This is a genomic window from Moorella humiferrea (genome assembly GCF_039233145.1).
GTDB classification, from domain to species: Bacteria; Bacillota; DSM-521; order Neomoorellales; family Neomoorellaceae; genus Neomoorella; species Neomoorella humiferrea.
On sequence record NZ_CP136419.1, the window covers coordinates 1,789,119 to 1,813,209 of the forward strand.

23 protein-coding genes are annotated in these 24,091 nt (G+C 54.9%); 6 read left to right on the forward strand and 17 right to left on the reverse strand.

Annotated elements, in window-relative coordinates; all coding sequences use genetic code 11:
* Positions 1-5: 5 nt before the first annotated feature.
* Together MHFGQ_RS09340 and MHFGQ_RS09345 are read right to left on the reverse strand one after the other, a co-directional pair.
* Complete coding sequence (locus MHFGQ_RS09340; RefSeq protein ID WP_211292826.1) at positions 6-1,271, reverse strand: SLC13 family permease; 1,266 nt, start codon at positions 1,269-1,271, stop codon at positions 6-8.
* Between the two features lie 261 nt (positions 1,272-1,532).
* The gene (locus tag MHFGQ_RS09345) at positions 1,533-3,440 is read right to left on the reverse strand and encodes a sigma 54-interacting transcriptional regulator (protein WP_106004218.1); all 1,908 of its coding nucleotides are present in this window, start codon (positions 3,438-3,440) and stop codon (positions 1,533-1,535) included.
* Positions 3,441-3,630: 190 nt separating this feature from the next.
* Here MHFGQ_RS09345 and MHFGQ_RS09350 point away from each other — a divergent pair, with 190 nt between their 5' ends.
* The 6 genes from MHFGQ_RS09350 to MHFGQ_RS09375 are packed head-to-tail and all read left to right on the forward strand — an operon-like array spanning position 3,631 to position 9,167.
* The gene (locus tag MHFGQ_RS09350; protein ID WP_106004217.1) at positions 3,631-4,590 is read left to right on the forward strand and encodes a zinc-dependent alcohol dehydrogenase; all 960 of its coding nucleotides are present in this window, start codon (positions 3,631-3,633) and stop codon (positions 4,588-4,590) included.
* Positions 4,591-4,608: 18 nt separating this feature from the next.
* Positions 4,609-5,133 carry a 4Fe-4S dicluster domain-containing protein gene (locus MHFGQ_RS09355; protein ID WP_106004216.1) on the forward strand — a complete coding sequence of 175 codons (525 nt, stop codon included), beginning with the start codon at positions 4,609-4,611 and terminating at the stop codon, positions 5,131-5,133.
* 2 nt (positions 5,134-5,135) lie between these two features.
* The gene (locus MHFGQ_RS09360; RefSeq protein WP_106004215.1) at positions 5,136-6,596 is read left to right on the forward strand and encodes a hypothetical protein; all 1,461 of its coding nucleotides are present in this window, start codon (positions 5,136-5,138) and stop codon (positions 6,594-6,596) included.
* A 2-nt stretch (positions 6,597-6,598) separates the two neighbouring features.
* Positions 6,599-7,330, forward strand: coding sequence for a 4Fe-4S dicluster-binding protein (locus MHFGQ_RS09365; RefSeq protein ID WP_106004214.1), 732 nt, complete (start codon positions 6,599-6,601; stop codon positions 7,328-7,330).
* Positions 7,331-7,333: 3 nt separating this feature from the next.
* On the forward strand, positions 7,334-7,975 hold the full coding sequence (locus tag MHFGQ_RS09370) for a hypothetical protein (RefSeq protein WP_106004213.1): 642 nt from the start codon (positions 7,334-7,336) through the stop codon (positions 7,973-7,975).
* Positions 7,976-7,988: 13 nt separating this feature from the next.
* Entirely contained in the window at positions 7,989-9,167 is a 1,179-nt protein-coding gene (locus MHFGQ_RS09375) for an NAD(P)/FAD-dependent oxidoreductase (RefSeq protein ID WP_170066104.1), read from the forward strand.
* 2 nt (positions 9,168-9,169) lie between these two features.
* Here the strand turns inward: MHFGQ_RS09375 and MHFGQ_RS09380 are convergent, their stop codons facing one another.
* The 15 genes from MHFGQ_RS09380 to kdpC all read right to left on the reverse strand — a co-directional run bounded on the left by MHFGQ_RS09380 (position 9,170) and on the right by kdpC (position 24,090).
* Positions 9,170-9,760, reverse strand: a complete 591-nt coding sequence (locus tag MHFGQ_RS09380) for an SGNH/GDSL hydrolase family protein (protein WP_106004281.1) — start codon at positions 9,758-9,760, stop codon at positions 9,170-9,172.
* A gap of 125 nt (positions 9,761-9,885) precedes the next feature.
* Entirely contained in the window at positions 9,886-11,607 is a 1,722-nt protein-coding gene (locus MHFGQ_RS09385) for an NADH-dependent [FeFe] hydrogenase, group A6 (RefSeq protein ID WP_106004211.1), read from the reverse strand.
* 25 nt (positions 11,608-11,632) lie between these two features.
* Positions 11,633-14,668, reverse strand: coding sequence for an NADH-quinone oxidoreductase subunit NuoF (gene nuoF / locus MHFGQ_RS09390; RefSeq protein ID WP_106004210.1), 3,036 nt, complete (start codon positions 14,666-14,668; stop codon positions 11,633-11,635).
* Complete coding sequence (locus MHFGQ_RS09395) at positions 14,669-15,037, reverse strand: (2Fe-2S) ferredoxin domain-containing protein (RefSeq protein WP_170066113.1); 369 nt, start codon at positions 15,035-15,037, stop codon at positions 14,669-14,671.
* A complete protein-coding gene (locus MHFGQ_RS09400; RefSeq protein ID WP_106004208.1) occupies positions 15,037-15,591 on the reverse strand; it encodes an ATP-binding protein in 555 nt (184 codons plus the stop codon). Before MHFGQ_RS09400 ends, MHFGQ_RS09395 begins: the two co-directional genes overlap by 1 nt.
* Positions 15,592-15,595: 4 nt before the next feature.
* The gene (locus MHFGQ_RS09405) at positions 15,596-16,069 is read right to left on the reverse strand and encodes a complex I 24 kDa subunit family protein (protein WP_106004207.1); all 474 of its coding nucleotides are present in this window, start codon (positions 16,067-16,069) and stop codon (positions 15,596-15,598) included.
* A gap of 57 nt (positions 16,070-16,126) precedes the next feature.
* Positions 16,127-16,882, reverse strand: a complete 756-nt coding sequence (locus MHFGQ_RS09410; RefSeq protein ID WP_106004206.1) for a PHP domain-containing protein — start codon at positions 16,880-16,882, stop codon at positions 16,127-16,129.
* 11 nt (positions 16,883-16,893) lie between these two features.
* The gene (locus MHFGQ_RS09415) at positions 16,894-17,232 is read right to left on the reverse strand and encodes a DRTGG domain-containing protein (protein WP_106004205.1); all 339 of its coding nucleotides are present in this window, start codon (positions 17,230-17,232) and stop codon (positions 16,894-16,896) included.
* Entirely contained in the window at positions 17,210-18,529 is a 1,320-nt protein-coding gene (locus tag MHFGQ_RS09420) for a [Fe-Fe] hydrogenase large subunit C-terminal domain-containing protein (RefSeq protein WP_106004204.1), read from the reverse strand. Before MHFGQ_RS09420 ends, MHFGQ_RS09415 begins: the two co-directional genes overlap by 23 nt.
* Before the next feature lie 13 nt (positions 18,530-18,542).
* Entirely contained in the window at positions 18,543-18,965 is a 423-nt protein-coding gene (locus MHFGQ_RS09425) for an ATP-binding protein (protein WP_106004280.1), read from the reverse strand.
* Between the two features lie 41 nt (positions 18,966-19,006).
* Positions 19,007-19,381 carry a hypothetical protein gene (locus MHFGQ_RS09430; RefSeq protein WP_245907728.1) on the reverse strand — a complete coding sequence of 125 codons (375 nt, stop codon included), beginning with the start codon at positions 19,379-19,381 and terminating at the stop codon, positions 19,007-19,009.
* A gap of 232 nt (positions 19,382-19,613) precedes the next feature.
* Positions 19,614-19,943: a hypothetical protein gene (locus MHFGQ_RS09435; RefSeq protein ID WP_277996984.1), complete on the reverse strand. Its 330-nt coding sequence runs from the start codon at positions 19,941-19,943 to the stop codon at positions 19,614-19,616.
* A 20-nt stretch (positions 19,944-19,963) separates the two neighbouring features.
* Complete coding sequence (locus MHFGQ_RS09440) at positions 19,964-20,656, reverse strand: response regulator (RefSeq protein WP_106004203.1); 693 nt, start codon at positions 20,654-20,656, stop codon at positions 19,964-19,966.
* Positions 20,646-23,369 carry a sensor histidine kinase gene (locus MHFGQ_RS09445; RefSeq protein WP_106004202.1) on the reverse strand — a complete coding sequence of 908 codons (2,724 nt, stop codon included), beginning with the start codon at positions 23,367-23,369 and terminating at the stop codon, positions 20,646-20,648. The genes MHFGQ_RS09440 and MHFGQ_RS09445 overlap by 11 nt, the downstream gene beginning before the upstream one ends.
* A gap of 124 nt (positions 23,370-23,493) precedes the next feature.
* Entirely contained in the window at positions 23,494-24,090 is a 597-nt protein-coding gene (gene kdpC / locus MHFGQ_RS09450; protein ID WP_106004201.1) for a potassium-transporting ATPase subunit KdpC, read from the reverse strand.
* Between the last annotated feature and the right edge of the window lies 1 nt (position 24,091).

Genomic DNA, 24,091 nt, shown 5'->3' on the forward strand with positions numbered 1-24,091 from the left:
AAATATCAGGCCAGATGGAATACACTGAAGTAAATCCAACTAACTATGGCGCCTACTACCGACATAGATAACCCCCATATCAACATATCCCGGAAGAGTTTTTGCTTGTCGGTTTTCGGACCGGCATTGGCATAGTATAGGGCCCCGGTGGTCGACAAAGGACTCATATCCGTCATGAAGCCGCAAACGGCGATTGCCGAAATGAGGGCCAATAGTTCTGACGGCGGGGCGCCGACCTTTTCTAAAAGCATCGGCGCCATGGGAATAAAGGCCGGGAGAATGACGCCCGTGGTGCTCGCGTAAGCGGATATCAAGCCGGCGATGAATCCCGCAACCAAAGTAATGGTAAAGGGTGTTGAAAATCTGGCGATGAGACTGGCGAAAAGATCCATGCCGCCGATCTGTCCCATTAAGTTGATAAGCACGGTAACGCCGCAAACAAAAAGGATGGCTCCCCAGGGCATTTGTTTGATGGCCTTGCCTTCGTCCGCCACTTTAAAAAACGAAAGGATTGATCCGATGAGAAACGCTCCCAGGCCGACGTCCATTTTAAACGCAAGGGCGCCAACGACGAAAATTATAATCCCCAGTAAAGTTATAAGTTGATTATGGTCGAAAGGCTCAACCTGGATCCTGGCCAGCGTCTCGCGCTGACCACCGTCCCCTTTTTTAAAAAGCCTCAACCCCCCAAAAAGAATATAGGCAATTAATGAAATTATAAAATAGGTGATTAACATATTAAGCCACAATTTCCATCCGATATTGGTCAAACCCATTTTGGCCGTAATCCCGGTGGTGATGATGCCGCCGATAGCAATGGGTGACATGGAGCCCGCCTGGCCGCCGTTGCCGGCGACAATGGACATCATCAAAGGGCTTATGCCTACCTCCTCGGCCAGTAGCATAGCCATCGGGGCCATCAGGGCGGCTATGACCGTAGGTCCCGGACCCATCGACGAGAGGATAAAGGCCAGGAAAAAGAATATAAACGGTAAAAGGGCGGTATTTCCCCTTACACCTTTAATGGTATATTTGACTATCTTCTCCAGGGTACCGTTGACCTGGGCCAGGGCAAAAAGATAAGTGCTCCCCGCCAACATCAGGAAAATATTAGTAGGATAGCCTTTGATAACTTCGCTAATTTTAACGCCGCCGATATAGCTTACCAAAAGGCTCAAGCCCAGAGATAAAGTGCCAATATTCAATGTCGTCACACAGCTTATGACAATAGCAAAAAGTAGCGCTATTAAGGATATAACCGGTAAAGACACTTTTCTCATTCCTCCTTTTTTACCTTTTTAAACTTTTATCTATTGCTAACCCACCCTTAAAAATCAGCCCACGCCGTCTTCACCTCCCACAAAGGTTCGTGCCATATTTTTATGCAATTTTCGTGCCACAAAATCCCGGGCCATAAAAACAAAAGGTTTGGCATTATCGTTTTAAATTTTTATGCGCCTTTCTATACCATAATGAAATACTCGGCTTTTCTTTTTAAAACACTAAAAATGTCCCCTTGCGGGGACGTTACATCACCCGGTCCCTTGGCCGCCCTTTCGATATTTATTTAGCTTACGCCACAGGGTTGTGCGCCCGATACCCAGACGCCGCGCTGCCTCGGCCTGATTGCCGCCGGTGGCGGCCAGAACCCTTTCAATCAACGCCCATTCGGTTTTATCGAGGAGATTCTGGCTTTCCCCTCCTAGATCCGCAATGCCGCTGGGAGAGAAGCTTTCCTCTTCTAGCATTTCCTTGATTAATCCCGCGGTGATTGCCGATTTATCGGCTAACAAAACCAACCTTTCTACCATGTTTTTTAATTCCCGCACATTTCCCGGCCAGGTATACTGCCTTAACAAATTTAAAGCCTGTTCCCCCACTGCCGGTATTTCCTTTTGGAATTTAATGCAAAAATCATGCAGGAAACTATAAAACAAAATTATTATATCCTCGCCACGGGCCCGCAGTGGCGGTATATTAAGGGTCAAAACGTGCAGGCGGTAATATAAGTCAGCGCGAAATCGTCCTTCCTGCACCATTTGTTTTAAGTTGCGGTTTGTGGCGGCAATAACGCGTACGTCCACGGGTAAGAGCCTGTCATCACCCAGACGCATAACTTGACCTTCTTCAAGGACCCGCAATACCCTGGCCTGGAGTTGACCGGACATTTCACCGATTTCGTCCAGAAATATGGTCCCGCCATGGGCAATTTCAAAAAGCCCAGGCTTCCCGCCGCGGCGGGCACCGGTAAAAGCCCCTTCTGCGTAGCCAAAAAGTTCGCTTTCTAACAAGTTTTCCGGAAGGGCGGCGCAGTTGACGGCCACGAAGGGGCCGTCCTTTCGCCTGCTAGCCCGGTGAATGGCCTGGGCGAACATTTCTTTACCGCATCCCGTCTCCGCCTGCAGGAGAACGGTGGCGTCGGCCGTGGCAAATTTCCTGGCTTTTCTTACGGCTTCCTTAATGGACGCGCTATCTCCCAGGATGTCGTCAAAGGTATAGCGGGCCACATGGCCGCGGTTCACAAGATTACGCCGTATTTTATGCTCCAGTTTCTGTATCTGTTGTACGTCTTGCAGGGTAATAATCAAACCGCGGATGCGGTTTTCGACTTTTATGGGGATGCCGTTAATTACAACTTGGCGTTCTTCTAGGGGCATGAGCACCCCCTTTTCCTCCCGGCCTGTACGCCGGATCCTATCTAAAAACGGCCAGGAAAAAATTTGGGTGATGGGAACGCCGATAACCTCATCGCGGGAGCGGCCCAGCAACCTCTCGGCCGCAGGGTTAAAGGTAGTAATTACCATATTCTCGTCTACGGCTATGATGGCGTCGGAATTAAAATCGACAATGGCCTTCATCTGCTGTATTTTGGCCTGCTCTTGCTCGTAAATCTTGAGGACGCGCCATGCCTCTTCCAAGGCCTGTAGGACACCTTCCCAACCGGAAGTTATCATTACGGCTTTAAGGCTATAAGCTTGCGCCAGGCGGGTGGCGGTACCTTTTCCTACGAAAACCTTCGCCCCTTCCCGCTTTAGATACCTGATGGCGCGCCGCATCCCCTTTATATCTTTTACGGCCACACCCATAATTTTTTCTCCCAAGATTTCGCCGATGGCGTTAAAACCCATTATAACTTCTTCTTCTTCCGCCACCCCCACCGGCGTCCCTTCCTGGCGGGCCTGCCAATAGGCGCGCAGGAGGTCGTAGCCGGTAACCGGAACTGAGACGACCGGAACTTCCAGGGCATTACGTATATATCGTGCCGTAAGGCCGCGGGAAATGATAACACGACTGCCGCCTTTAACCGCCGCCCTCGCCAGTTCCACTCCCTGCTCCAGCTGGCCGACGACAATATCTACTTCCCATTTGTTCTCCTGACAGATGGCCATGGCCATCTCCGCCAGGGATTGATAAGTAGCCACCATGGTAATGGCCGCCATACCCTCTACCCCCTCTCTTCAAGTTGTTTCGTTATAAAATAACGACCTTTTCATTTTGGTATACTACCCTTCCTCGACCCAATATCACTCCCGGCAGAATCTTTTATGGCATTAAATTTGCATATTTCGTTTATTGCCTGCCGGACGATTATAGGACAGGCAAAAACAACAGGTAAGGAAGGGATAGACGATGCAGACAAAAGCGGCGGTCTTAACTGCACCGGGAAACCTTGAAATTACAACAAGGGAATTAGAATTGGGCGAAGATGAAGTCCTGGTCAAATGCCATCTTACCGGTATTTGCGGCTCAGACAAATCGATATACAAGGGCGACCTGCCGCCCAATATCACTTTGCCCTTTTATATCGGCCATGAAAGCGGAGGAACAGTGATCGCCGTAGGAAGCAAGGTCAGGGAATATAAACCGGGGGACCGCGTTATGGTCTTCAACTGGTGCAATGCCTTTGCGGAATATTATAAAGTTCCCGTCACCGGATTACAACCTGCGCCGGCAGGATTAGATCCGGATATAGCCGCCCTGGGTGAACCCGTAGCCTGCGCCATGTACTCGGCCCTTACATGCGGCGCCCAACTGGGAGATACGGTGGTCGTCTACGGAATGGGCTTTGCCGGCCAGATCATCGCCCAGGCCGTTAAAGCCATGGGGGCCTACCGCGTTATAGCCGTTGATGTGGCTCCTGGAAAACTCGAGCTGGCAAAAAAATTGGGGAGCGATATAATCATCAATGCCGCTCTCGAAGATCCCGTCCAGGCAGTTTTAGATCTCACCGACGGTGTGGGTGCCGACGTCGTAGTGGAAGCGGCCGGCAGCGAAAAAAGCATGAATCAGGCCACTGCCATGTTGAAACACAACGGAATCCTCGCCCTTTATAGCTGGATTACCCAGCCGGTCACCCTCAACATCGGCAGATGGCATGATGATGCCCTGGAAATCAGAACGACCTGTCTGGTGCATCATACCCGCGAACAGCGTTACATCTGGACGCCCTGGGCTTTGAGACCGGTAATCCAGGGACAGATCGACGTCCGTTCATTGATAACCCATGAGTTCCAACTTGACCGCATCGCCGAGGCCTTTGCAGTGGCGGTTCAAGATCCGGGAGCAATTAAAGTGGTCGTACGGCCTTAAAAAAGGGGGAACCGGAAAATGCATCTTATTGTAGCCGACGCAGAAAGATGTATGGCCTGCCGCACATGCGAATTAAGTTGTGCCGTGGGCCGTGCCTCAATAAGCAAAAACCTCATTGAAGCGGCACGGGAAGCGCCCCTGCCCCGCCCCCGCGTTCAGGTGCGGGGGGGCGAAGGCTGGCAGATTGCCCTTCATTGCCGTCATTGTACGTCGGCGCCCTGTTTGGAAATCTGTTCAACCGGGGCCCTCCAAAGAGACGGGGAAAGCGACGTCGTTTTCCTGCAGGAAGACCGGTGCATCGGTTGCTGGATGTGCGTAATGGTCTGTCCCTTCGGCTTGGTGCGTCCTAATACCGAATTGGGACGGGCATGGAAGTGCGACGGCTGTTTTAATATGGAAGAGCCGTTCTGTGTCGCTTCCTGCCCGACAAAGGCGTTGACCATTAAAGATACAGAAGATGATTCCTTAATTACCGAGAAAATTGCAGTATGGGCCCAGATTGCCGCCGGAATCGGCAACCCATGGAAAAAGGAGGAAGTTTAATTATGAAACAGGTAAGGCGTAAAACCATCGACCCCCTTTTACCGGCACTAATTGAAGCTTCCCGTAAGACGGGTTTCGCCCTTGTGTGGGATCGTTACGAAAGGCAATTGCCCCAGGACGGTTTTGCCCGTCTGGGATTGAGCTGCTACGATTGCCTTCAGGGACCCTGCCGGCTGCATCCCTTTGGCGAAGAACCCCAAGTTACTATCTGCGGCCGTAGCAGTGATGATCTGATCGCAGGTTGGTTGCTGAAAAATATCACCCTGGCCAACTTCAAAAGGAATGCCCTGTTGCAGGAAATGTTTGAGGCCGCCCAGGCCAGAGGAATCTCCGAAGAAATCCCTTTTAAAGATAATACTTCTCACGGCAGCGAAATAGACATCCTTAATATGTGCATGGAAAAAGCATATACGTCCCTATCCTATGACGAAGCTATCATAGACCTCGCCCATCGCTTATGGCCTCGAAACGCCGGGGAGGATGCGGGTTATAAGGAGTATAGGCCGGAGCCTGAAAAAGCAAATGTCCTCCTTCATAACTGTTCTCCCCTTTTCATCGCCTGGCTTAAGGAAAAAATTCGGGACGCCGGTCTCAAGATGTCTCTATTATTGCTTGGCGGCGACAGCCTGTTCGAGTATTTGGATTTGCCCGCCATACCCACCAGCCGGTACGAAGCCGTACTCCTCAGCGGTTTGGTTGATCTGGTTCTGACTGGTGATTCTTTTGAAGGCTGTGGGCCTGGTAATTTGGCCAGAAACTTAAACATAAAAGTTATAAGCGTACCCTCTAGATTCAACGCGGAAGGGGCGGCTGCCGTCTGGGATACGATACGGGAAAAGGCCGCCAATCCTTCGCCTCGTACGGGAAACGCCTCCCTGGCGGCCTTCAAGAAACCCCAATTTAATTTTGATATGGAAAAAATCCTTGAGGATTTGGTAAGCGGCTATAAAAACAAAAAATACCGCGGTTTTTGCCTTCTGGGGGGCGGCAGCAATGTCAAGCATACGGGTGACGAGGCTCTTGCCTATCTAGCCAAAACACTAACGGCCAACGACGTTGCCTGTTTCGTCGCCGGCGACGCCCTTTTAAACCTCGCCAAATACGACGAAATAGACGGGGTGATCCCCTTAGGCTCCTTTTTTGCCATGGGGCGCGGCCGGAAACTGCTGGCGGAATTGGCCAGGCGGCTGGGATTGAGCCTTAGTGATTTACCGGCCATAGCCATCTATCCCGAGATGAACACGTCCATGGAATTGAGTCAGGCCTTCGGTATAGCCCGCCATGGTATCCCTACCTACATCGGCACTCTCCTGCCTATATGGGGGAGCCGGGATACGGCGGACCGTTTGCGGCGCGAAGGTTTAATCCTCGTCACTACCCCTGAAAATCCAGAAAAAGTGATAACCACCCTGGAACCGTTCCTGACGGCCAAGGGAATGTTCCAAGGGATGAAAGGGGCGTAATCATGAAAATCGACAGCCAAAAATGCGTCGGCTGCGGACGCTGCCAGCATTACTGTACGATGGGGGCCATATATTTTCGCCAGACCATGGGCAAGGTCCACGCCGCCGTGAATGAAGAAGAATGTGTCGACTGCGGCGTCTGCGAGCGCGCCAAAGTTTGCCCCGTCGACGCTTTGTATCAACCAATCCACGATTGGCCCCGCTCCATTCGCGGTACTTTCAGCAATCCTTTGGCCGAACACAAGGAAACCAAAGTACCGGGACGCGGTACTGAAGAAATGAAAACTAACGACGTCACAGGGCGTTATCGTCCGGGCTTCGTCGGCCTGGCAGTAGAAATGGGCCGGCCGGGAACGGGAGCCAAAATGCCGGAAATTGAAAAGGTAGTCATGGCCCTGGCGGCCTTGGGTGTAGAATTTGAAACCAAGAACCCCTTGACTAGCCTAATTGTGGACCGCAAGACGGGGAAAATGCATCCCGAGGCCATGAACGAAAAAGTACTTTCGGCCATAATCGAGATGCTCATTCCCCTGGACCAGGTGCCCCGGGTCCTCCAGGCGGTCAAGAAAGTGGCCGCGGAAATAAACACCGTATTCAGCGTAGATTTAACCAGCCGGGCCGATGAAAATGGTTTATCTCCCGGAGCCCTTCTCGCGGCCGAACACGGTTACAAGATATCAATAAACGGGAAAACCAATCTGGGCCTCGGCCGGCCCCTTGCCCGGGAGGTGTAAAACATGAGCCATACACTCCATCGTCGGGGAAATGAGGAAAACCTCAAAGAAGATATTATAGTCTTTGCCATGTCGGCCAAAGGAATAAATGATAAAAACTCGAAGGATAAGCTACAACATTTCTTACGCATCATGCACCGCCATCATCCCGTCAACATGGGGGATATGAAAACGGGCAACCTTTTCAGCGCCGGTGCCGAAAACATAATCGCCAACGTACAGGATACTTCCATCGTCCACGCCGTATTTACTTCTAAAGAAGAAGTGGCGAAGGTTATTAAAGAAGTTAAGGAAGCCGATCTGGGAATATCCGTGATTGTCAGCGGTATTATGACCGACGTGCACCAAATATGCGGCCAGGTAGGAATAAAACCCCATACGGTTGAACACTCCCTGGGAATTATGGGGAAACTCTCACGGCTTCCCGAGGATGAGCTTTTGCAGATTACCACCATGTGCGGCCACGGCATGGTTTCCAGTCGCCTGGCGCGCAAAATGTTGCTGGAAGTAAAAAGAGGCCGCCTTCAGGTCGAAGAGGCGGCGCAAAAATTGGCCTATCCCTGTGTGTGCGGGGTTTTCAATCCCGCCCGGGCGGCCAAAATTTTATCCCAGCTCGTAGATTTGTGGTGCCTAGATGAATTCTAAAGGAGAGAGGCCTGTGGGCAGAATAGTGATAATCGGCAGTAGTGCAGCCGGTCTGGCGGCAGTCGACAGGATCAGGGAACTGGATCCCGACGTGCCTCTGCTCCTTATTACGGCCGAAAAAGGTCAACCTTACAGCCGCCTGCGGCTGCCGGAATACGCCGCGGCCTTAATTGGTGGAGAAGAATTGTTAAACCGCCCGAAAGATTACTACCGGCAAAAAGGCCTTGAAGTTATATCCGGCAGAAAAGTCGTTGCCGTTCACCCCGGGGATCAAAGGGTAAAACTTGATAACGGCGAGGCAATACAATACACCAGGCTGTTAATAGCTTCCGGCTCTACCCCCGTGGATCTACCCTTATCAGGAACGAGACTGCCCGGCGTCTTCCACCTTTGGTCCCGGCAAGATGCTGAGGCCATCCGCAAATATCTGCCGGAAGTAAAGAACGTAGCCGTAATCGGTGCCGGTTTAATAGGGTTAAAAACGGCCGAAGCTCTGGTCCGTCACGGCGTAAACATCTATCTGGTAGAACGCGAAAAACAGGTCCTGCCTTCCCAACTTGATGAAGAGGCCGCACAGATCTTACAAAGACGGCTCGAAGAGGCGGGTATAATCACCTATTGCGGTAGACGGGTCACCGCCATCGCCGGAACAAAATCTGTTGAAGGGATAATCATGGAAGACGAATTTCTTCCCTGCCAGATGGTGCTGTTGACTGCCGGCGTCCGACCCAATATTTCCTTCCTTGAAGGTACAGGTATAAAGATAAAAAAAGGCATCGTCGTCGATCGACATATGGCGACGTCGGTGGCGGGAATTTGGGCCGCCGGTGATGTTGTGGAAAGCATCGATATAGTAAGGCGGGTTAACGATGTCAACGCCGTCTGGTATAACGCTGTGCGTCAGGGAAGGATAGCCGCAGAAAATATAATGGATGTTCCGTCAATATATTACGGTTCTATATCCATGAATTCTTTTCACCTTTTCGGCTTAAATGGCGTGGCCCTGGGCGATTCCACCGGTAGATACACCGCCGCAGGAAAAAGTCATATATATATGAAGACGGACGACGGGATATATGAAAAAGCAGTCTTTACCAGTGAAGGGAAGCGAATGACGGGTTACCTGGCCCTGGGGAAAATTGATAAAGCCGGTTATGCTTATTATCGTATATTACGCGATAATCGCGACTAACTTTATGTTCCCCTCTTTATTTCGCGAAAGAAAGGAAGGACGGCGGCGGCCATAACGCGGTAACCGGCCTTACTGGGATGGGCATCGTCGACAAAATACTCTTTACGCCCCCAGCCTGTAGCCGGATCAAGCAGGGGGTTGAAAAAGTCGATAAGTTTTAATCCTTCAATGGCGGCCAGCTGGCGAAAAACATTACGATATTCTGCCAGGAGGGCAGCCATTTTTTCTAAAAAAGATAAGGGAATATCTGACCCTGTCCGGCAGAGGGGCGGCGGCAGGCAAAGAACGGGTTTAATACCCGCCTGCAGGGCACTTGCCACCATTGCCTTCAGATTTTCCTCTACTTCGGCGGCCGTGTAGCCTACCCAGGCATCGTTGGTACCGCCCATGATGGTCACCACATGGGGCTTGAGCCGGATCACGTCATCATCAAAACGGGCCAGCATTTCTCCAGTTGTCTCGCCGCTTATACCCTGATTTTTTGCTACGAGTCCGGTTTCCCTGGCGGCTAGCTCCAGCCAGGAAGCCTCCGGCCCAAAGGGATAACCCCACGTCAGGCTGTCGCCCATGCCGACAATATCGATTTTCGCCATGAAACCCATTCCTTCCTCGAAGAAAGATCCGTCTAAAATTTTACGCTTATTAATGGATAAAGGCAATAGAAAAAGGGGATAGAAACCGGACAAACCCGGTCCTATCCCCTTTTTGTTTTTCCGTCCTAATATTTTCCCCTGGGCGTGTAATGGGTGTGGAGGAGGTGATGGGATTTTTCGCTTAGAGGCTTGCCCAGGAACTCGCGATACAGGGCCTGGATGGACGGATTTTCATGGGACTTGCGGATGGGCATCTGGGCGTCGGCCTGGTAAATGCCTTTAATCCGCTGTTCTCTGATTTCGGTAGTGGTGGGAATGGGCTGACCGCCGCCGCCGATGCAGCCGCCCGGACAGCACATGATTTCAATGAAGTGGTACTGCTCCCCAGCCTTCACCCGTTCCAAAAGCTGCCGGGCATGACCCAGGCTGTGGGCTACGGCCACCCGAACCTTGGTGCCTTCGATATCCACGGTGGCTTCTTTAATTCCTTCAAGGCCCCGGACATCATGGAAATCAAGGGAAGGCAGGGTTTTACCGGTGATCAACTCATAGGCGGTGCGCAGGGCCGCTTCCATCACGCCGCCGGTGGCGCCGAAAATCACCGCCGCCCCGGTGGATTCGCCTAAAGGATCGTCATACTGTTCTTCCGGCAGGGTCTTGAAGTCGATCCCCGCTTCTTTTATCATCCGCGCCAGCTCGCGGGTGGTGAGGACGTAGTCCACATCCTGGTAGCCGCTGTCCCGCATCTCCGGCCGCTGGCACTCAAACTTCTTGGCCGTGCAGGGCATGATGGAAACCACGACCATTTTGGCCGGGTCGATACCCACCTTTTGGGCATAGTAGGTCTTGGCCACGGCTCCGAACATCTGCTGGGGCGATTTGCACGTCGACACGTTGGGAATAAATTCGGGATAGAAGTGCTCCATGAACTTGATCCATCCCGGGCTGCAGGAGGTAATCAACGGCAGGGGACCGCCCTTGGTAAAGCGCTCGATAAACTCGGAGCCCTCTTCCATAATGGTCAGGTCGGCGGTAAAGTCGGTATCAAAGACCCGGTCAAAACCGAGCCGCCTTAAGGCCGCCACCATCTGGCCGGTGTTGATGCTTCCCGGCGGCAGGCCAAACTCCTGGCCAATTGACACACGGGTGGCCGGGGCCGTCTGGACGACGACGAATTTTTCCGGATCGGCCAGTGCCGCCCAGACTTCGTTGGTATAATCCTTCTCGTACAGAGCACCCACCGGGCAAACCAGGGTGCACTGGCCGCACTCTACACAGGGGATATTGAGCAGTTTATCCTGGAAGGCCGGGGCGATGACGGTGTCAAAACCGCGCCCTATGGGGGCGATGGCCTTTACCCCCTGGACCTTCTCACAAACGGCTACGCACCGCCGGCAGAGGATGCATTTGTCGGGCTCGCGGATAATGGCCGGGGTAGAATCGTCTATAGGGTATTCGCTCCTTTTTCCTTCAAAACGCACCTGCCGGATTCCCAGTTCCTGGGCCAGGGACTGCAGCTCACAGTTCAGGTTGCGGATGCAGGTGGGGCATTCCATCTTATGATTGGAGAGGAGCAGCTCCACATTCAACCGCCGGGCCATCCTCACCCTGGGGCTGTTGGTTTTGACCACCATGCCCTCGGCCACCGGAGCCACGCAGGAGGCCATCAAAGTTCTGGCTCCCTCTACTTCTACCACGCAGACCCGGCAAGCGCCGATCTCGTTGATGCCTTCCAGGTAACATAGGGTGGGGATGTGGATGCCGGCCTTTTCGGCGGCTTTCAAGATCGTCGTTCCGGCCTCTACTTCCACCGGGATATTATCAATGGTAAGTTTTACGGTGCTCACCTTGTTTTCGCCTCCTATCTTCCACCTATTCCCGCACGTCGCAACGCAGACAGCGCGACGCTTCGGCAACCGCGGCCTCCAGGTCGTAGCCCAGTTCCACTTCGGCAAAGCCCGCCAGGCGTTCCGTCACTTCCAGGCTGGGCGCCGCCACCCGCGGCGTCTTCTCCTCTATCACCGGTGCCGTCCGCTGGCGCTTGATTTCCATCTCCGGTACAATCACGCCGTCGCCGCCGAGGTATCGGTCGATGGCCGCCGCCGCCTTTTTGCCGGCCGCAATGGCCCCGATAACGGTATCCGGGCCTGCTACGCAGTCACCGCCGGCGAAAACCCAGGACACCTTGGTGGCGCCGGTCTTCTCGTCAGCCACTATTGTACCCGCCCGGCTCACTTCGAGGCCTTCGGGTATGCTCTCCGGATCAACCGTTTGACCGATGGCGGCTATGATTATATCCACCGGCATGGTGAATTCAGAGCCCTCGACGGGAACCGGCCGGCGCCGACCGCTCCGGTCGAATTCGCCCATCCGCATACGGATACACTTCACGGCAGTTACCTTGCCGTTTTCGCCCAGAATGGCAACGGGATTGGCCTGGCAGGTAATCTTTACGCCTTCCTTTTCCGCCTCGTGTATTTCTTCACGCAGGGCCGGCATATCGTCCTTCTGGCGCCGGTAAATGATGTGCACCTCTTTAGCTCCCAGACGCAGAGCCGAACGGGCGGCGTCCATGGCCACGTTACCGCCGCCGACGACGGCCACCACTTTATCCTTTAGGTCTAACACCTGGCCCAGGTTAAGCTGTCGCAAGAAAGTGGCTCCGGCATATACGCCCTCCAGTTCCTCCCCCGGGATGCCGAGTTTCTGGTCCTTATGGGCGCCGATGGCCACAAAGACGGCTTCATAACCCTGTTCTTTAAGGTCTTCCAGGCGGAAATCGCGGCCTAAAGCTTTGCCGGTCTTAAGCTCCACGCCCAGTTCCAGAATGGTATCAATCTCCGCCTGGAGGGTCTTCTTGGGCAGGCGGTATTCCGGAATTCCTACGGCCATCATGCCGCCGGCCACCGGCAGGGCTTCAAATACTGTTACACCGTAACCTTTCTGGGCCAGGTAATAGGCTGCCGTCAGTCCCGCCGGGCCGGCGCCGATTACGGCCACCTTTTTGCCGTTGGGCGGCGAGACTTCCGGTCTTGGCCGCTGGCCGTTGAGCTTCATGGCGTAGTCGGCGGCAAAGCGCTTGAGTTCGCGAATGGCCAGGGGCTGGTCAATCTTGGCCCGGTTACACTTGCCCTCGCAGGGATGGTTGCAAACGCGGCCGCAGACCACCGGGAAGGGGTTCTCCCGCCGGATAACTTCGTAGGCTTCGGCGAAGCGCCGCTGCCGGATGAGGTCGATGTATATGGGTACGTCAACGTTGGCCGGGCAGGTGTTCTGGCACGGCGAATTAAAGAGGGCGGCGCAGACGCTGGCCGGGCAGCGGTGATCGCGGATGTGGGCCAGGTATTCATCCCGGAAGTATTTAATGGTGCTCAAAACCGGGTTGGGAGCCGTCTGGCCCAGACCGCAGAGGGCCGTATCTTTAATCTGCTGGCCCAGCTCCACCAGCAGGTCGAGGTCTTCCTCTTTGCCCTGGCCTTTAGAGATACGATCGAGGATTTCCAGCATCCGGGTCGTGCCGATACGGCAGGGGGTACATTTGCCGCAGGATTCGTCTTTGACAAAATCCAGGAAGAACTTGGCCAGGTCCACCATACAGGTGTCCTCGTCCATGATGATCAGACCGCCGGAACCCATAATGGTCCCCAAGGCCGTCAGGGATTCGTAATCGATGGGGGTATTTAGATATTCGGCCGGGATGCAGCCGCCCGAAGGCCCGCCCGTCTGGGCCGCTTTGAATTTCTTGCCGTCGGGAATGCCGCCGCCGATGTCATAGATTACTTCGCCCAGGGAAGTTCCCATGGGGATTTCTACCAGACCGTTGTTGTTGATTTTTCCGGCCAGGGCAAAGACCTTGGTCCCCTTGCTCTTTTCGGTACCGATGCTGGCAAACCATTCCCAGCCCTCGCGGATAATGGTGGGAATATTGGCCAGAGTTTCCACATTGTTGATAACCGTAGGTTTGCCCCACAGGCCGGATACGGCCGGGAAAGGCGGACGCGGCCGCGGTTCACCGCGGCGGCCTTCGATGGAGGCCAGTAGCGCCGTTTCTTCACCGCAGACAAAGGCGCCGGCACCAAGGCGGATATCGATATCAAAGTCAAAGCCGGTGTTAAAGAGGTTCTTGCCCAAAAGGCCCTTTTCTCGCGCCTGCTGGATGGCAATTTTCAAACGGTTTACGGCTATGGGGTACTCGGCGCGCACATAGATGTAGCCTTGACTGGCACCGATGGCGTAGCCGCCGATAGCCAGACCCTCCAGGACGGCATGGGGGTCGCCCTCAAGGATACTGCGGTCCATAAAGGCCCCCGGGTCACCTTCGTCGGCATTGCACACGATATATTTAACCGGTCCCGGCGAGCGGTGGGCAAACTCCCACTTTAAACCCGTGGGGAACCCGCCGCCGCCCCTCCCGCGCAGTCCTGACTTTTTAATTACATCGATTACCTCCGCCGGGGTCATGGTGGTGAGAACTTTCCCCAGGGCCTGGTAGCCGTCACGGGCAATATATTCATCTATAGATTCCGGATTTATAAGTCCGCAGTTGCGCAGGGCGATGCGCACCTGATGTTTGAAGAAAGGAATCTCTTCAAAGGCCTTGACAGCCGCTTCCGTCTCCGGTTGTTTATAGAGTTTACGCTCCAGCACCCGGCCCTTAACGAAATGCTCCTCCACCAGTTCCGGTACGTCTTCCGGGTGAACCTGGGTATAAAATACCCCTTCCGGGTAAACCATCATATTGGGGCCGAAGCGGCAGAAACCGAAACAACCGGTATCGACGACCTGGATTTCCTTGTCCAGGCCCCTTGCCTTAAGTTCCTTTATGAGGGCCTCTTTCGTGGCCGGGCTTTCCGAAGCCGTACAGCCGGTGCCGGCGCAAACCAGAACGTGGGCGCGATAAAAATCCATTTACTCTTCCCCCCTGTTAACAACCCATTCGCTGATAACAATACCGTTAACTATGTGCTGGGCGACAATCTGCCGCGCCTTGCTGGCGTCTACTTTGCCGTAGGTAACCCGCGGTTTCCCCGGCAGGATGACGTCCACCAACGGTTCCTGGGCGCAGAGGCCGATGCACCCTGTCTGGGTGACGGCAACACCAGTGAGGCGCCGCTTGCCCAGCTCATCCAAAATGGCGCTCATTACTTCCCGGGCACCGGCAGCAATCCCGCAGGTGCCCATCCCCACGACGATTTTGGCCTTTTGGTCCGCTTCGCGGAGGCGAATAGCCTCCAGCTGGGCTTCTTTAATCCTTTGCAGCTCTTCCAGGGACTTGATCACCAATCTTCACCTCCGTGTAATTCTGCCAATCCTTTATTGATATATCGCCGGACCCAGTCCAAAACCGGTCCGCAGTTTAACGGAACTTCCCCCAGGTGGAGCTTCAACCAAGATGAGGAAAATTGAAATTCTTTCTGTCCCCGACGGTGACGGTAAATTATGTCGGCTTCCTGTTCGCTGCTTAAAGCAGCCGCTATGGTGGCTCCCATATCCCCCAGGGGTGGTAAATCGGGATGCCCCAACTGCAGGGTGGCTACAACCCTGGTACCCTGTCCGGGTCGCGATTCCAGGGTCAAATCTCCACCGCATTGAGCCGCCGTAGCCTGAAAGAGGGGGAGCCCCAGGCCCAATTTGCGCGTCTTTCTGGTGGTATAAAAGGGGTCCAGGACTTGCGCCAGGGCTTCGGCCTCTATGCCGCGACCGTCATCTTCAACCTCGATGGTGATTAACCCCCGCTCCGTATCTTCGGTGATGGTAACGATAATCCGGCGGGCTCCGGCCGCTAGGGCATTTTCTAGAAGATCGAGAATGTGTAATGCCAATTCTTCCATGGCTTTACTGGTATTGCTTCAGCACTTCCACTGCCGTTTCCGGCTTCAGCAGCCCGTGGGCGCGCTTGTTGACAGTCATAACGGGTCCCAAGCCACAGGCGCCGAGGCACCGAACAACCTCCAGGGAAAACTTGCCGTCCTCGGTGCTGTCCCCGGCCTTGATACCGAGCTCCTTTTCCAAACGCTCCAGGATTTCCGGGGAACCCTTGACGTAGCAGGCCGTCCCCTTGCAGACGGAAATCTGGTATTTGCCCTTGGGTTTTACTGTGAAATGATGGTAAAAGGAGATGACGCTGTAAACCTCCGCCAGCGAAACGCCCAGGCCTTCAGCAATGGCCACTTGCACCTGACGGGGCAGGTAGCCGATAAGCTCCTGGGCCTTATGAAGTACTTCGATAAGATCGGAGGGACGGCCGCGGTGGGCGGCGATAATCTTATCGAGCTCCTCCCATTTGGCTTCGCATTGACAGGCTTCCATAACACAATACCTCCTTGAAAGAATGGTTTTTACAGAATACCGAACTCAAAATGTTATTTATCTGAAATTATCCCTTTGGCCTACCACCACCTTAAATTGCTGTCGTCTTAAGGATTGATGGAGTGACTTCAGATTGATTTCCTCCACGAAATCAAATATGGTAACCCGGCGGCCGATATCTTTTAAGTAATGGGCATCAGAAGCGATCGTCAGGGGCCAACCGGCCAGGGTCGGAAATTGCTTTAAGGCCTCATCGGGATATAGCAGGCCCAGCTCCATGGCCGCAAACGGCAGTCCTTCTGGTATTAACCCGAGGTGGCCCAGTAGGCCGTATGATGGCCGGTCCACATGGGCCGGTATACAAACGCCGCCACGCCCGCTTACCTCCCTGACCACCTCTTCCAACCCCATGTCGACACTTGTCAGGAGAAGCCTTTTTTCCCGTCCTATCTCCCTCCCGGCAGCATCCAAAAGCAACTGGCAACCGAAATACTCTTCCCGGTTTTCTTCGGCAGGTAGACGTTGGTATACTATTGATTGCCATTCCAGGGCCTCTGCCGCACTATTGAAGAGGCAAACCAGATGCACGTCTTCCCTTGTCTGAACTTCCAAACCCGCGAAGACTATAAGCCCCGTCCCCCGGGCGGCTTCCTGGACGGCCGCTATATTCCCGGCGCTGTTGTGATCGGTAACGGCTATAAGCTGCAGTCCCGCCATAAGGGCGGCGGCCACAATCCGGGGCGGCGTCATCTCTTCCCCGGCGCAGGGCGACAGGGCGGTATGGATGTGGAGATCGGCACGGTAGAAGGTCATAATTTCCCTGCTCACTTCTCATTAAGGAGCTGATAAAGCCGGCCGGCCATTTCAAAAGTAGAATGGGGGGTTTGCAGAAGGGGAAGGCCTTCTGCCTCGGCCTTGCGGCAAACCTCCGGCGGAATGCCCCTGCCGCCGGTGAATACCACCCCCGCTGCTCCGGTCAGAAGGGCAACGGCCACTACGTTCATATGGGTCTGCAGGGTCAGCCAGAGACATCCGGGCGTACCGTTGGCCATAAAATCGCTGATCAGGTCGGAACAGTAACCGCCGGTAACTTCCCTGTCCAGGGCCTTTTCCCCTGCTAATACTTGTAAATGCAGGCGTTCAACGATTTCCCGAAGGCGCATCTTCATCTCCCCTTTCCGGCCGGGCCATGGACGGCGGCAATTTCCGCGCCAGTTCCACCACCTCTTCCGCCAGGACCCGTACCCGCTCGCGCAGGACGAAAACGCAATCCGTATCCTGCGCCTCACCCTGGACGATATCTTCGGCAAGGGCGCGACAGCTGGGCGAGCCGCAGGAACCACAGTCCAGTCCCGGAAGCATGGCCTGTGTGGCTTCCAGGCGCCGCATCTTTTCAATAGCGGTGGCCAAATCGTCGTCCAATTGCAGGGCTGGCCGGGGATAAACCGGCTCCGCCCTCAGGTCTTTTTCCGTCACCGGGAGATCCATAGATCTTGACGGTAGGTCGCGGACCAGCTGCCGCAACTCCAGCTTTGCCAGGTAGGGATTTTGTACCATCAGGGCTCCGCCGACACATCCACCCGGACAGGCCTGGGCCTCGATGTATTCAATATCCTGGAAGTCGCCCGCTTCTATACGGGTCAAGACTTCAATAACGTGATGAATGCCATCGACCTCCAGGAGGCGCCGACCGCCAATGCTGGCGTTTTCGCCGCCGCTGTGCCCCCAGCCGTAACCGGTTGCCCCGGCGCGGGAGGGATATGGGAGGGCGGAAGAAAGGCCCTTGAGTATGTCGCCATAAACGGTCGCCAGGGGAATGACCCCATCGGGACCTACCCTTTTTCCCTGGGGCTGGCGCGCCGCCGTAATCTTAGCCGGACAGGGGGAAATAAAGAAGGTGCCGACGGCTTCTAACGGTAGGCCGGTGGCTTTCATCCCCTCCAGCCGGGCCAAGCGGGCTGCCAAATCAACGGGGGTGACCAGGGGCAAAATCTGCTCCACCAGGGAAGGAAAACGGACTTGTATTAGGCCTACTACTGCCGGGCAGGCCGGGGAAATAAGCGGCCTTTTCCCGCCGTAATTATCCAGGTAGCGTCTGGTTGCCCTGGCCACCATTTCCGCCGCCAGGGCCACTTCGTAAATGGCATCAAATCCTAAAGCCTTTAGGGCTCCCAAAATATGCTCAAGTTTAGCCTGACCGGCAAACTGGGAAACCACGGCCGGGGCGGGCAGGGCAATGCGATACCTGTAAGCGGCCAGGGCCGTCAAGTCATCGCCTACGGCGATCTTGGCATGGTTGGGACAAATGCGGATACACTCGCCGCAGTCGATGCAGCGTTCCTGAATAATCCGCGCCTTGCCTTCCCGCACCCTTATGGCTTCTGTCGGGCAGTGCTTTATGCAGTTGGTACAACCCTTACATTTATCCTCTTCCAGGCGAACGGAATGGAAATAACCCACCGCGCCACCGCCTTCAGCGATTATAAATAATTATATTAACAGTTGTCCCCTGCCCCGCTCCCGACTTTATCTCCAGTTCGTCGGCACAGCGGCGTATATTGGGAAGGCCCATACCGGCACCGAAGCCCATCTCCTGGATCTCCCGCGGTGCGGTAGAATAGCCCTCCTGCATGGCCAGTTCGATGTCAGGTATTCCCGGACCGTCATCAACGGCCGTAATGGTAATTGCCCCAGGAGTAATATGGGCCTTTAATTCACCACCGTAGGAGTGGATGATGATATTCATTTCAGCTTCATAGGCTGCAATGGCAGCCCTGCGTATAATCTCCGGAGGAAAACCGACCTGCTGCAGTACCTGCCGGATACGTGCCGCCCCGTGGCCACCGGCGAGAAAGTCACGCGCCCGCACGGGAAATGACAGCTTGAGGGACGGCATCTTATCCTCCAAGGAAATCTCCTCCGGTCGTTCCAAGCATTCTATCGGTCCTCCCCGGAACATCCCTTTAGGCCCGCCTGGAAGAGGCGGCCGCAGCTGTCATACATTAAAAACCTGGTCCCTAGAAGGGGCAAACCTACTTCCCTGGCAGCCTGAATAAGGCTTTTATCCGGCCTTTTGCCACGAACAAAAACGATGGCCGCGGCGTCGATCATGGTAGCCGTATGAATAACATGGGGATTGGTCAGTCCCGTCAACAACAGTATCCGGCCGCTGGCAAAGGCCAGAACGTCACTCATTAGATCCGAGGCAAAACCGGCCTCCACTTCTAACTCCAGCTTATCCATACCGGTAAAGACCTCGGCATTCAGGATGGCCTGTACTTCTTTAAGTTTCAGCGGCCCGACCTCCCCCAATGGTGAATTACTTCACAATAAATGGTAAAATAAACAGGCCCGCGCTAGACCCTTGATAATAGCTTACTTTTCACTTTCACTTTATCTTATGCTTGTGATAGTTCTTATGTGGATTTTATTCGCCATGAATTTTGATTTTCCTGCTAGGTCTTATAAAATTCTTATTTGCCGTTCAACATTTTGAACACTATTATCCGTCATTTTGACATCTTGTTTTTTGAATAATAACCACCTATTTGTCCCCCAAGCGCTCTGTAATAGCCTTAAACAAATCCATGGGTACGGGGAAGACAAGGATGTTGCTTTTATCGGAGGCGATCTCCGTTAGGGTCTGCAAATATCGCAGCTGTAAAGAAGCCGGCTGGGTAGAAATGATCCGTGCCGCCTCGGCCAGCTTTTCAGCGGCCTGGAACTCCCCGTCGGCGTGGATAATCTTAGCTCTACGTTCCCTTTCCGCCTCAGCCTGGGCGGCCATAGCCCGCTGCATACTCTGGGGTAACTCTACATCGCGTATTTCTACAAGGCCTGCATCAACCATTGTTTCCAGGGTTATCGCGCTCAAATATGGTTTGTATCTTTTACTTATTCCCCGCCTACCAGGCGGTAGCCGACTCCGGGTTCGGTGATGATATAGCGGGGCCGGGTGGGGTCGGGTTCAATTTTACGCCTGAGCTGCCCGATGTATACGCGCAGGTAATGGGTTTCTTCCTGATACCCCGGTCCCCAGATGGTGCGTAAAAGCTGGCGGTGGGTCAGTACCCGGCCGGCATTGAGGGCCAGGTTTTTCAGGAGTTCGTACTCAGTAGGCGTAAGCTTGATTTCCCGGCCGTCAACCGTAACCAGGCGGCGGGCCAAATCGACGGTCAAGCCCCCAACGGTAAGTACCGGTTCATCACCGTTCTGGGCCGCATGTCTTAGGGCTGCCCGCATCCGGGCCAGGAGCTCCCCCATACCAAAGGGCTTGGTGACATAGTCATCGGCACCGGCGTCCAAAGCCTTAATTTTATCATCCTCCTGCTCCCGTACGGACAGGATGATGATGGGCACCCGGGACCATTCCCGCAGGCGTTTAACTACCTCCAGACCGTCCATGTCGGGCAAACCCAGATCAAGAATAACTAGATCCGGGTGCAGCAAGGCAGCTTGCTGCACTCCCTGTAGTCCCGAAACCGCCTCGGCCACTTCGTAACCGTGGGCCTTCAGGGCAACCTTTAACAGGCGGCGGATAGGGGTTTCATCATCAATAATAAGGACGCGAGCACCCTTAGCGGTCACCCTGGCCACCTCCCCCTTCTGAAGGAACCGCACCCGGCGGCTGTTCGGCCAGGGGAAGAGAAAAATAAAAGACGCTTCCGCCCCCCGAGCGGGCCTCTACCCAAATTTTACCACCGTGGGCCTCAATAATCCCCTTACAGATGGAGAGGCCCAGACCCGTGCCGCTCACATGCCGGGGTGACTGCAAGCGGTAAAACTTACCGAATACCCTTTCCCGATCGCTTTCCGGAATGCCAACACCCCGGTCGGCAACGGCCACCTGCAACTCCTTTCCCTCCCGGCGCACTGCAATGTCAATTTTACTCCCGGGAGGAGAATATTTAACGGCATTCTCCAGCAAGTTGACCAGGACCTGTTCAATAAGGGTGAAATCCACCTTGACCAGGGGCAATCCCGGAGAAATGCTAACCTCCAGGGGCCGGTCCTGCAAGGTTTCCCGGAGCTGCCCCAGGGCAACACCGATAATATCTTCCAAATCGCACCATTCCAGTTTTAACTGCAGCATACCGCTCTCCAGGCGAGCCATGTCCAGCAGGTTGCCGACCAGCCTATTCAGGCGTCGCGCGCTCTCTTTTATAGTTTGAAGAAGAGCCTGCCGTTCCTCCGGATGATAGACCTCATCCCCTTCCAGGAGGCCGGTAACCGCGGCCGTAATAGAAGCCAGGGGTGTCCGCAGCTCATGGGAAATAGAGTTGAATAAAGCAGTACGCAGTTTCTCCGAGGCTTCCAGGTAGCGGGCCTGCTGGGCCTCTGCCGCCAGTTGCAGGCGTAAGATAGCCAGGGCTGCGAGGCTGGCAAAAGCCTCTAGCAGCCGGCGCTGCTCCGGCTCCAGGTGGCGCTCCGGATGGGTAAGCTTCACCCCCAGGACACCCAGGTTATTTTCATCTGCTTTCAGGGGCAGGTACAGGCCGTCTGCCCCCGCCAGGGTATCGGTTCCCCTGCCGGCAATCTGTTCGTGGGTAAAAACCCACCCGGCTACAGCGTATTCATTGTTGTCAAGCCATTTTTCGGGCGAGGAGGGCACAGTAGCCCGCACTTCCAGCTTGCCTGCAGCGTCGGGCATGAAAATAACGGCCTCGCCATCAACAGTTTCTGCTACCGTTTTAACTACGGTCTTTAATATCCCCTCGATATCAGTCTCCGCCGCCATTTTCCGGCTGAGGGCGTAGAGAGCGGCTGTCCTTGTTTCCCGGCGCCGGGCATTTTCAACTTGAATGTTAAGCCGGGTAGCCATGGTACTGGTGATAACGGCAACTACCAGAAAGATCACGAAGCTGAGCAAGTAGCGGAGATTATAGACAGTAAAGCTTAAAACTGGCGGCACAAAGAAAAAGTCAAAGGCCAGCGCACCCAGCACGGACGCCAGAATCGAAGGTCCCCGGCCCCAGCGGGAGGCACTGAACAGCACCGGTAACAAGTAAAGTAAAGCGATATTAGTAAAATCAAAAACCGGCTGTAAGATTTTATTGAGGACGGTAACCAGCATTACAGCCACCAGGACCCCGGCATAGGGCCAGGAAGAGACCCGCTGGCGGTAGCGCCATCCAATGGCCCGGTGGCCTTCCCTGGAACTGGTTCTTCCAGGTATGATATGCACGCTGATCCCCTGGCTACCGCGAATAATTTTGTCCACCAGCGAACCCCGCCATAGTTCCTGCCAGCGGGGGTGTAAAGGTTTACCGATGACAATCTGGGTGACGTTCTTACGCCGGGCCACAGCAAGCAGTTCTTCGGCAGCATCGTTGCCTGTTAAAGTAATTACTTCCGCCCCCAGTTCTTCAGCCAGGTGTAAATTCCGCGCCAGCTGGTCCCGCCTGTTTTCATCGGCAGGAAGGCGATCTGGCGTTTCCACATAGACGGCCAGCCATTCCGCCTTGAGGCCGGCAGCCATGCGCCTGGCTGTGCGAATCACCTGGGCGGAAAAGGGGCTGGGGCTGACACAGGCCATGACCCGCTCACCGGCCGGCCAGGGGCCGGCAATGCCGTGCAGGCGCATATAGTGATCCAGTTGCCCTTCTACCCGCCGGGCCGTGTACCGCATGGCCAGTTCCCGCAAGGCATTGATGTTCCCCGGCCGGAAAAACTTTTGCAGAGCCCGTTCGGCCTGGGGCGGTACGTAGACTTTGCCTTCTTTTAGACGTTCGATTAATTCTTCCGGCGGGATGTCGATGAGCTGGATCTGGTCGGCTTCCTCCAGGAGGCGGTCGGGAACGGTTTCCTGCACCCGGATGCCGGTAATCTGGGCGACGATATCATTGAGGCTCTCCACATGCTGGATATTTAAGGTCGTATAGACGTTGATGCCTGCGGCCAGAAGTTCTTCGACATCCTGGTAGCGACGGGTGTGCCGGGAGCCGGGAATATTGGTGTGGGCCAGTTCATCTACCAGTGCCAGCTGGGGGCGACGCTGCAGCAGGGCATCCAGATCCATTTCCCGAAAAACCTTGCCCCGGTAAACCAGCTCCCGGGGCGGTATGATGGATAATCCCCTGACCAGAGCTTCCGTCTCCGGGCGACCGTGGGTCTCCACCCAGCCGATGACCACATCAACGCCGTCGGCCTGACGCTCGTGGGCTGTTTCCAGCATGGCATAGGTCTTGCCGACACCGGCAGCAGCCCCCAGGAAAATAGTCAGCCGTCCCCGGTTTTCGGCCTTTACCTGGGCCAGCAGGTCTTCAGGATCAGGCCGCCGGATTTCGTCATCCCTTTCCATCACTTCACCCTTCCTTGCCTGTATGCCGCCGGGTCAGGCCAGTCCATCCCGGCGTCCAGGACGATTGGAGGTAAACATTTCCGCCCCCAAAGCCGGGGCACCGTTCAAGATGCTTTGCCAATTTTTAGCGTGTTAGTTTATCCAGCTCCAGGTTTAATTTTAGCACATTTACCCGGGGCTCACCCAGGATGCCCAATTGCCTGCCGGTGATATTCCTGGCGACCAGGGCGCGCACCTTGTCTTCCGGAAGATTCCTGGCCCGCGCCACCCGCGCTACCTGTAAATAAGCAGCCTCCGGGCTGATGTCCGGGTCCAGGCCGCTGGCTGAAGCGGTGACCAGGTCGGCCGGCACCGGTGCTCCGCCCGGCAAGCCGTTTACAGCACGAACTGCTGCCAGGCGCTTGGCTACAATCGCCACCAATTCTTTACTGGTCGGCCCCAGGTTGGACCCGGCCGAGGCAGCAGCGTCATAGCCTTCTTTGCCTGCTGCTGAAGGCCGGCCGTGGAAATAACCCGGACCCATGAAACTCTGGCCGATGAGGGCTGAGCCTACCGGCTGCCCATCGCGTGCAATGAGGGAACCGCCGGCCTGGCGGGGAAAAAGCACCTGTGCCAGACCGGTGACGGCTAAGGGGTAAAGAATGCCCGTTAGGACCGTCATTACCACCAGCATCCGGGCGGTTGTTAGAAGTTTTCTCGTCAAGGTCCCTCTTCCTTTCATT

What these genes read in the sequence shown, in the direction of transcription:
- MHFGQ_RS09425 (WP_106004280.1), bottom strand. Translation starts at nt 18,965, where the DNA reads ATGCCGTCCCTCAAGCTGTCATTTCCCGTGCGGGCGCGTGACTTTCTC.
- MHFGQ_RS09445 (WP_106004202.1), bottom strand. Translation starts at nt 23,369, where the DNA reads ATGGAAAGGGATGACGAAATCCGGCGGCCTGATCCTGAAGACCTGCTG.
- MHFGQ_RS09345 (WP_106004218.1), bottom strand. Translation starts at nt 3,440, where the DNA reads ATGGCGGCCATTACCATGGTGGCTACTTATCAATCCCTGGCGGAGATG.
- MHFGQ_RS09410 (WP_106004206.1), bottom strand. Translation starts at nt 16,882, where the DNA reads ATGACCTTCTACCGTGCCGATCTCCACATCCATACCGCCCTGTCGCCC.
- nuoF (WP_106004210.1), bottom strand. Translation starts at nt 14,668, where the DNA reads ATGGATTTTTATCGCGCCCACGTTCTGGTTTGCGCCGGCACCGGCTGT.
- MHFGQ_RS09370 (WP_106004213.1), top strand. Translation starts at nt 7,334, where the DNA reads ATGAGCCATACACTCCATCGTCGGGGAAATGAGGAAAACCTCAAAGAA.
- MHFGQ_RS09415 (WP_106004205.1), bottom strand. Translation starts at nt 17,232, where the DNA reads ATGCGCCTTCGGGAAATCGTTGAACGCCTGCATTTACAAGTATTAGCA.
- MHFGQ_RS09365 (WP_106004214.1), top strand. Translation starts at nt 6,599, where the DNA reads ATGAAAATCGACAGCCAAAAATGCGTCGGCTGCGGACGCTGCCAGCAT.
- kdpC (WP_106004201.1), bottom strand. Translation starts at nt 24,090, where the DNA reads ATGAAAGGAAGAGGGACCTTGACGAGAAAACTTCTAACAACCGCCCGG.
- MHFGQ_RS09350 (WP_106004217.1), top strand. Translation starts at nt 3,631, where the DNA reads ATGCAGACAAAAGCGGCGGTCTTAACTGCACCGGGAAACCTTGAAATT.
- MHFGQ_RS09405 (WP_106004207.1), bottom strand. Translation starts at nt 16,069, where the DNA reads ATGGAAGCCTGTCAATGCGAAGCCAAATGGGAGGAGCTCGATAAGATT.
- MHFGQ_RS09400 (WP_106004208.1), bottom strand. Translation starts at nt 15,591, where the DNA reads ATGGAAGAATTGGCATTACACATTCTCGATCTTCTAGAAAATGCCCTA.
- MHFGQ_RS09355 (WP_106004216.1), top strand. Translation starts at nt 4,609, where the DNA reads ATGCATCTTATTGTAGCCGACGCAGAAAGATGTATGGCCTGCCGCACA.
- MHFGQ_RS09380 (WP_106004281.1), bottom strand. Translation starts at nt 9,760, where the DNA reads ATGGCGAAAATCGATATTGTCGGCATGGGCGACAGCCTGACGTGGGGT.
- MHFGQ_RS09360 (WP_106004215.1), top strand. Translation starts at nt 5,136, where the DNA reads ATGAAACAGGTAAGGCGTAAAACCATCGACCCCCTTTTACCGGCACTA.